The 7,655-nt window shown below is 66.0% G+C and carries 7 protein-coding genes; 4 read left to right on the forward strand and 3 right to left on the reverse strand.

Features of this window, described 5'->3' with window-relative positions; all coding sequences use genetic code 11:
* The first annotated feature begins 187 nt into the window (after positions 1 to 187).
* Positions 188 to 574 (forward strand): hypothetical protein, encoded by a 387-nt coding sequence (locus tag AAF184_23710; GenBank protein MEO0425362.1) that lies wholly within the window; start codon positions 188 to 190, stop codon positions 572 to 574.
* A gap of 87 nt (positions 575 to 661) precedes the next feature.
* Here AAF184_23710 and AAF184_23715 read toward each other — a convergent pair whose 3' ends face one another.
* From AAF184_23715 to AAF184_23725, 3 genes are all read right to left on the reverse strand, one after another.
* Positions 662 to 1,129 carry a YciI family protein gene (locus AAF184_23715; GenBank protein MEO0425363.1) on the reverse strand — a complete coding sequence of 156 codons (468 nt, stop codon included), beginning with the start codon at positions 1,127 to 1,129 and terminating at the stop codon, positions 662 to 664.
* Positions 1,130 to 1,175: 46 nt separating this feature from the next.
* Positions 1,176 to 1,823 (reverse strand): CDGSH iron-sulfur domain-containing protein, encoded by a 648-nt coding sequence (locus tag AAF184_23720; protein MEO0425364.1) that lies wholly within the window; start codon positions 1,821 to 1,823, stop codon positions 1,176 to 1,178.
* A 229-nt stretch (positions 1,824 to 2,052) separates the two neighbouring features.
* Entirely contained in the window at positions 2,053 to 2,817 is a 765-nt protein-coding gene (locus tag AAF184_23725; protein ID MEO0425365.1) for a hypothetical protein, read from the reverse strand.
* A 223-nt stretch (positions 2,818 to 3,040) separates the two neighbouring features.
* On the opposite strand from AAF184_23725, the gene AAF184_23730 reads away from it, so the two are divergent.
* The 3 genes from AAF184_23730 to AAF184_23740 are packed head-to-tail and all read left to right on the forward strand — an operon-like array spanning position 3,041 to position 6,323.
* Complete coding sequence (locus AAF184_23730; protein MEO0425366.1) at positions 3,041 to 4,483, forward strand: alpha/beta fold hydrolase; 1,443 nt, start codon at positions 3,041 to 3,043, stop codon at positions 4,481 to 4,483.
* Complete coding sequence (locus AAF184_23735; GenBank protein ID MEO0425367.1) at positions 4,480 to 5,184, forward strand: ATP-binding cassette domain-containing protein; 705 nt, start codon at positions 4,480 to 4,482, stop codon at positions 5,182 to 5,184. The genes AAF184_23730 and AAF184_23735 overlap by 4 nt, the downstream gene beginning before the upstream one ends.
* Positions 5,181 to 6,323: an ABC transporter permease subunit gene (locus tag AAF184_23740; GenBank protein MEO0425368.1), complete on the forward strand. Its 1,143-nt coding sequence runs from the start codon at positions 5,181 to 5,183 to the stop codon at positions 6,321 to 6,323. Before AAF184_23735 ends, AAF184_23740 begins: the two co-directional genes overlap by 4 nt.
* Positions 6,324 to 7,655 lie beyond the last annotated feature (1,332 nt).

Raw genomic sequence — 7,655 nt, forward strand, 5'->3', positions numbered from 1 at the left:
ACGAACATGTGCGCGCCGAGCGCATCACCGAATGGCCCGTAGAGTTCCTGTCACGACCCCGCCGCACCCCATCGACCATCCCAGATTTCTTGAGCCCGAACGCGCCGGCCAACCGCCTCGACATCTTGCGCGGCCTGGCGCAGTAGACGAGGGATAGCGCTTGACTAGAGGTGGAAGTAGCCAGCTCTTGGCGGTCTGGGTCATCACTTGGGCGCTGATCACCTTCATCTCCGCCGCAGTCGAGACAAGCGGCGCTGACCTGCGCAATCTGCTGGGCTACGCCAGTGCAGTATTCGCAGTCGCCGACGCGGTTCCGCCACTCGCGAAGATCGCCTTCGGCTCCGCACTCGCGCTGATCATCTATGCAGCATCGAAGACGACGACCGCCCTCATCCCGGTCGCAACACCCATCGCTTTCGGGATTTGCCTGATGACGCTTCCGCTCGAGTACTACCCTTCCTTCGCCTTCAGCGACTACTTCCCCGGCCATTTCCTGGCCGCTGTTGCTGGTAGCCTCGTGCCCGCAGTATCGCTGTCAAAGCACACGGGGGTGGGAGATGAACAGCGCACCTGACGCGTGGCCGCTGCGGACAAAGACATGCACAAGAGACGCAAGCCTCAACGACCTGGACGCGATCGTTGGTTTCATCGCCGACGAGGCCTACTCCAGCGTGAACGACTGATCCGAGAACTTCAGCCGGATGACGGTCATCCCCTCATTGACGTTCCACTTGAACAACTCGAAGGAACGCACGCCGGTCTCATGCATCGGATCACGCTCAGCGATTTCACGAGCCTCCTCGAAGGACGCAGCACGAATCACCACGAGCCCGTAGCCTCCCGCATCGGCAGCGCCTTCGGCGGTCGTTTGACCTCCCATCACCATCACACCCGACTCCTCGATCGAATGGATGAAATCCATGTGCGCGGGTAACACCTCGACCACTTCTTCGAACGAGTTCGTTGGCCTGGTGACGTAGAAGTACAGTTCGGCGTTCATGCCAGTGTTGAGTTGCTCGGCTTCGGCGAGCGTCTCCGGGTTACTCGCGTCCTGTGCTTGAGCAATGAGGACACTCGCCAGAGCAGCGGCGAGGGCTAAGCGTGCAACGGTAGAAGGCTTGTGAGCCATGACAACTCCTTGGCGGCACTTCACTTACAAGAATCAAACGAACGCACTAGCCGTCGTCGCGCCATTTCAGGTCGTAGTGCGTTCCGTCGCAAAACGGCTTGTTGCGCGAGTGGCCGCAGCGGCACAACACGTACTTGGTCCGGCTGGCGCCAGCGCCGTTGAACTCTGCGTCGAGGCGCACGTTACGGACGTGGTAAGGCCCGTGGCGTTCGATGCGGATCTCCACGTCGCCGTCCGTAAGATGTTGGGCTTGGGTTACGTCACCCTCCACGCCCAGGCGCAGCGCGCCCGACGGGCAGGCGGACAAGGCCTTTAGAAGGGGCCCGATCTCTGCCCCCTGCGGTTGCACCCAGGGCTCGCGCTTCGGATCGAAGACGGCGCTAGCCAGGCGCTGACATTCGCCCGCATGAGAGCACAACACGGGCGTGTACCACACGGTGACGCTCGCCCCTCCCACCGTCCCCGAATACGACTGGGGCGTGTTGCGAATCTCCCCCTCGTCGTTTGCGCTGGTGAATCCACTGGCGCGGTGCGAGCCGTCGCAAAAGGGCTTGTTGGAGGAGGCGCCGCAGCGGCAGAGCGCTACGCGCTCGGTGGCCTCCAGGGCGGTGCCGTCGGCATCGCGCAGGGATGGGGCTGGGTGCACCATCAGGGGGCCGTCGTCGATGGGCTGGATCGTCGGGTTGTCGCTCATGGGCGAGTACCTCCTTTTGCGCGAACGAGACTCGCACGCACGGAGCGTGGGGACTAGCCGGTGACGCGCACACACCGTGTGCACCAACGCGCGAGGGCGGGGTGCGTCGCCATTCACCCAGCACAGCGGATCTACTAAGTGAGGTTGGGCACTGACTAGACGCTATGGGCGCATCACAAGTGCCCGGGGGTGACGCTTGGCAGCGCACCGAGGAGATAGCAGCGATCCGCTACGCCGCGCGGACCACCCTCGCCTTCACTAGAAACACGACCATGACAAGCACAGGTACGAATGCCAACACCAACGGCGCGATCGATTCACTGAACGCCTGCGGAAACACCTGCGGCTGCCCCAGGAACAATGACCCCGAGGCGATGAAGAAGGAGACGCACATACGCCACAAGTGTCTCGACGTCCGCGCCGCCGCCGCCAGCTGACCACGAGCGAGCGCATTGCCCTCCCCGATCACAGCCACCACGCCCACTACCACAAACAGCACGAAGGCCTGAGGCGGCGACCCGTCAACGGTGCCGCTAGGGCTGTTCGCACCCAGCACCATGAAGGTGATCCCCATAGCGGTGATGATGAACGCCACTGCGAGCCCAGCCTTCTCCGCCCACCCCGCTCGAAACTGGCGACGCCTCGCCGTAGCGACGCCGGAGCCCAGCAGGTATAGCGCCAATACCCCAGCAACGAAGTTAGGCCTCTGGCCCTCCGTCAGGAACGGCGCCACCAGCGCGCCGATCAGGTAGGTGATCCCCATCGAGACCACGAACGTGTAGCCCGCCGCGCGGTGCAGGGGCCCGCCCTTACGCGCGACGGCAGCGGCGACGCCCGACGCCAGGCCCACCGCGCCCCCGCCGGTATGCAGGTAGAGCACCAGAGCAGCCCCGATATAGGCAATAGCAGGTGCCGACGACGGCACTTCCAAGTGCGCGGCGAATGCACTCGGGGAGACACCCAAGGCAAGCAACGCGACGAGCGATACCCCCACGCACCTGAGCACTGTCCTCATCGCAAGACCCGGCAACCACGAACGACCCGGAGCATAAGGAGTCGCTCGCGCTGCCACATCCGCCAAAAGTCGGAGTCACCAGTGGCACACCTCCGCCCTGGTGATGAGCAAGCCCAAAGGCTCCGCCACGACACCGCTGTAAGAAACTCGCCCGACCGAAGACTACCCCTCCACAACGGGCGCAGCGCCCGCGGAGGGACCAGTGAAATTCAACCAGTTGCTACCACGCGCCGGGGCGCTCCTCGCCGCCGCCGGATGGCTCGCGGGGTGCTCCTCACCCCAACTCGCCATCGACTTCCAGCCTTGCTCGGTGCCAAACATCGATCGGGTCGTGCAGTGTGCGACCGTGCCCGTCCCGGTAGATCATGAGCAGCCCGGCGGCGAGGCACTCTCACTCTTCGTGGTTCGCGCGCCCGCGACCGGCGTGCGCGAGAACACACCGCCCCTCATGATCCTCGCCGGCGGCCCCGGCCAGGCCGCCGCCTCCCACTACGGGGCCTTCGTGCGCTCCGCCTTACGCCAGGCGAACACGAACCGAGACATCATCCTCGTCGATCAACGCGGCACGGGTCGCTCACACCCCCTCGAATGCGACGCCGTCACCGGGCTCGGCTTCGACGTGATGAGCGACGACGAACTGGCCGACGGCGTCGGCGAATGCCTCGACCACTACGAGGTGAGCCCGCACCACTTCGGCAGCGAGGCCATCGTGCGCGACCTGGACCACGTGCGTGAACTCCTCGGCGAGGACCAGGTGGCCCTGTGGGGTGCCTCCTTCGGCACGCGCCTGGCCCTGCGCTACGTCGCCCGCTTCCCCGACCGCGTCGCGGCGATGGTGATCGACGGCGTGACGTCGAACACCGAGTCTCTGTTCGCCCAGGCGCCGCAGCACTCGCACGCCGCGATCATGGCGCTGCTGGCACGCTGCGAACGCACCGAAGCCTGCGACGCGCAGCAGGTGGAGCAACACCTAAGTCAGTTGATCGCTTCGCCCGCGGTGAGCGTGAGCCTTCGGGACCCGCTGAGTGGCGCTCCCGTCACCCAAGTCATCGACGGCACGCTGGGCCGCAACTCCGTGCGCGGCGCCCTCTACTCGCCCACCCGCACGGCCCTGATCCCCCTGGCCCTGAGCCACGCCAGCGAGGGCGATCTGCAGATGCTCACTGCCCTCGCCGCGGACACGGCCTCCTGGGCGGGTGACACGATGTTCGGCGGGTCGACCCTGAGCATCCTCTGCACGGAAGACGTCGACCGCATCACCCCTGACGCGGCACGCCAAGCCGGCGCTGGAAGCCTCTTCGAAGACAGCTACTACCACTTCTGGGCGACGGCCTGCCGACACTGGCCACGCACAGACCTGCCCGGCGACTACGGCGATCTGGTGGTGTCCGACGTCCCCACGCTCGCCCTGTCGGGCGGTCTCGACCCGGTCACCCCGCCCGCCTCCGCCGAGGTGGCGATCCGAGGGTTGAGCCAGGTGCAACACCTCGTCGCGCCGGCCGTAGGCCACAACGTCACGCCCGAGGGCTGCGCGCCCCGCCTCGTGGCCGACTTCCTCGACGCCCCTGAGGCTCCCCTCGATGGCGCATGCCTCAAGACGCTGAAAGCCCCACCCATCATCATCCCCGAAGGAGCAGCACGGTGATCTCGATCAACGGATTCGAAAAGGCCTACGGCCCGGTACAGGCGGCGAGGGGCATCACCTTCGACGCCCGTGACGGTGAGATCACCACCCTCCTCGGCCTCAACGGCTCCGGCAAGTCCACCACGCTGCGCGCCATCGCCGGCACCCTGACCCCCGACCAGGGCACGGTCCGAATCGACGGGATCGACATGCACGCCGATCCCCACCGAGCCCTTCGCGCCCTCGGCGTGTTCCCGGATCGCTTCGGCCTCTACCCCCGCCTGAGCGTGCGTGAGCACCTTGCCCACGTCGCCACCCTGCACGGCCTCCCGCACCTCGAGGACTCGATCGCGAGAGTAAGCGCCCAGCTAGGACTCGGCGACATCCTGGACCGGCGCACCGAGGGTTTCAGTGAGGGGCAACGCATGCGCACGGGCATCGCCATGAGTCTGCTCCACGACCCCCAGAACCTGGTGCTCGACGAGCCCACCCGCGGCCTCGACGTGCTCGGGGTGCGCGACCTGAGGCAATTGCTGTGCGACCTGCGTGATGCGGGCCGAGCCATCCTCTTCTCCAGCCACGTGCTGGCCGAGGTGGAGGAGATCGCCGATCGCATCGTGATGATCGACGCGGGTCAGGTGCTACGCGTCGATTCACCCCGCACCCTGCGAGGCGACGCCCCATCGCTCGAGGACGCCGTGCTACGGGAGTTGGCCGCATGAACCACCTCAAGCAGTTGATCGAAATCGCGCGCAAGGAGTTGCTCCACGTGCTCCGCGATCGGCGCACCGTCCTCTCCACGCAGCTATACGCGTTGTTGGGTCCCATTTTGCTCGTCGTCACGATCGGCGCCCTGGCCGGAGACCCGGAGCGCACCCTGCGCGTCGGACTCGTCGGAGATAACGCTGCCATCACAGAGGCCCTGTCGCAGCGCGGCCTCGACCTGGTGCCGCTGGAAGAGGTGCCGTTGGCGGCCGAGGCGCTGGACGAGGTGGACGTGGTCATCGCCATCCCCGAGGATGCGGCGCAGTCCCGCGAGGCGTATCGCCCCGTGCTCCTGGACATCTACACGGGCAAGGACGCCGACCAACGCCGCGCCGAGGACGAAGTGCGCCGCGCCATCGGATCGCTCTCCTCGCGCATCTCCTCCACCGCATTGCTGCGCCAGGGCGTGGCCCCGGTGGTGACGCAGCCCTACCGCATCAACGGCGTCGCCCTGGACGACACCTCGAAGCTCGGGCTGTTCGCGAGCGTCTTCATCCTCTACATCGTGCTCGCGCCGTTTCTCGCGAGTTCCGGCGCCGCCATCGACAGCGCCACCGGCGAGCGCGAACGCGGCACGCTCGCCCTGATGCGCCTGCAACCGCTCTCGCCCGTGGCCTGGGCCACCGGCAAGTGGGCCGTGATCTCCCTCTTCGCCTGGGCCGGCGCCCTGGTGACGACGGTCGTCTCCGCCCTCGCCCTGCATCAGCTGGTGCCGGCGCAGGCCGCCGAGCTGAACCTGGGCATTAGCAGCATCATCACCCTGGCCGTGGCAGCACTGCCGGTGTCCTTGCTCGCCTCCGCCGTAGGCTTCGCCTTGGCACTGCAAGCGCGCACCACCATGGAAGCGCAAACGCGGCTGACGATGGTGAGCATTCTACCCGTGGCGGTAGGGCTGATGGCGACGGCGGGGGCGGCACCGCAAGGCCTCGCGCTGCCGGTGCGGTTCGAGCTCACCTCGCTGCCGGCGTGGCTCACGGGGGCGGCGTTCCCGGTCGGCCAGGCGATGGTGAGCGGGGCGCTGTCGATCGCGTTGATCGTGGGCGTGGTGCTGTGGGGCGCTCGGCGGATCACCAGCGAGGACTACTGGGTGGCGTGACCGCGGGAGATGCGGCCGCCGAGCACCGTAGAACTGAAAGCCCAGATTCAGTGATTCCCTCAGCGGCCACCTCCCCACTAGGATGTCTGCATGGACGCCATGAGCTCTCGATGGCCGAGACCCGCCAGGAGGTCACTAGCCATCATCGCCACCCTAGCGCTGTCGCTATCCGCGCTACCTTCCGGAGCCGGCGAAGCCCGGTTGACGCTCTACGACGACGGGCGAGCGTGCCCCGCATCCTGCGACGCTCACGTCGTCTTCCACCCCACGCTGAACGGAAGCGCGCACGCGCACAAACCTGGCAGCACGAAACAACCCTGCGTGTCGGGACAAGCGTGCGAAATCTGCTTCGACCACCACCGCGACCAGTGCGTGCAGGTGACCTATAGAGGCGCGGGCCCGCCCGAGCACACCTTCGATTTCACGCCAGCCTACTTCCTCCGCGCTTGCGCAGGGGAGGATGGGCCTGAACCGTTGCGCGAGATGTGCGTGGAACTGGACAAGGCGGCTGCAAGGCTACGATCCAGGCGAAACTGCATTGCGGGCGATCAGGCGGCCGCTTGCAAGCAGCGGATGGCGATCGCCCAACGCAACAAGCAAGCTGATAGCGTCGAGTACGAGAAGTGCTTGCGAGTCGGTGAGACGCAGTACAACGCGGGCAAGCCCCGCTCCCAGCAGCGGATCAACGACTGCGGGTACATGGCTCTGAAGCTTGGAGGCCCTAACTCCAAAGGGCTTCGCTGGCACAAGCTACTCCCTGGCGCCTGCAGGCAAGGCACGTTCGTCGGCCGGGATGGCCTGGACTGCTGTTCGGGAATCCCCTTGGCCGACGGATACCTCGGGATAGAGTGCAGCATCTACTACCCCAAAGACCCAGCGCTGGCCCAACGACCACCCCCGTAATCCGCGCCGAGGCGAACCGGCACAAGCGGGCGCGGGGCTGAACGCGTTCGACGACTAGCGCGCTCATCGGACGGCGGGGCTCCAGTCGGATGGTTCTTACCTAGCTTCTTGTCTAACGCCATGCGTTATGCATGGCGATTAGACGACTTAGAGGTCGCCTTCGTGGGTAGCAAAGCGCCAGCGCCAAATGGGCAACCCCCTGATTCGGAGGCCATTTCGCCCGTATGCCCCGCGCAACCACCCACTCGATTCGGTATCGCTGAACCCTCCCGAAGGTGAAATCGAATTGATCGCACGACGGGTCTCGCTAGTCTGATCCCACATCAAAGACCAAGAGGGCGGACACCATGAGACACCCTACAGCGCTTCCGGCAGCCGTGGTATCGCTGCTGATCACTGCGCCTAGCTACGCCGTTGACCCCCTGTCCA

It is taken from the genome of Pseudomonadota bacterium (genome assembly GCA_039815145.1).
Lineage (GTDB): Bacteria > Pseudomonadota > Gammaproteobacteria > Steroidobacterales > JBCBZW01 > JBCBZW01.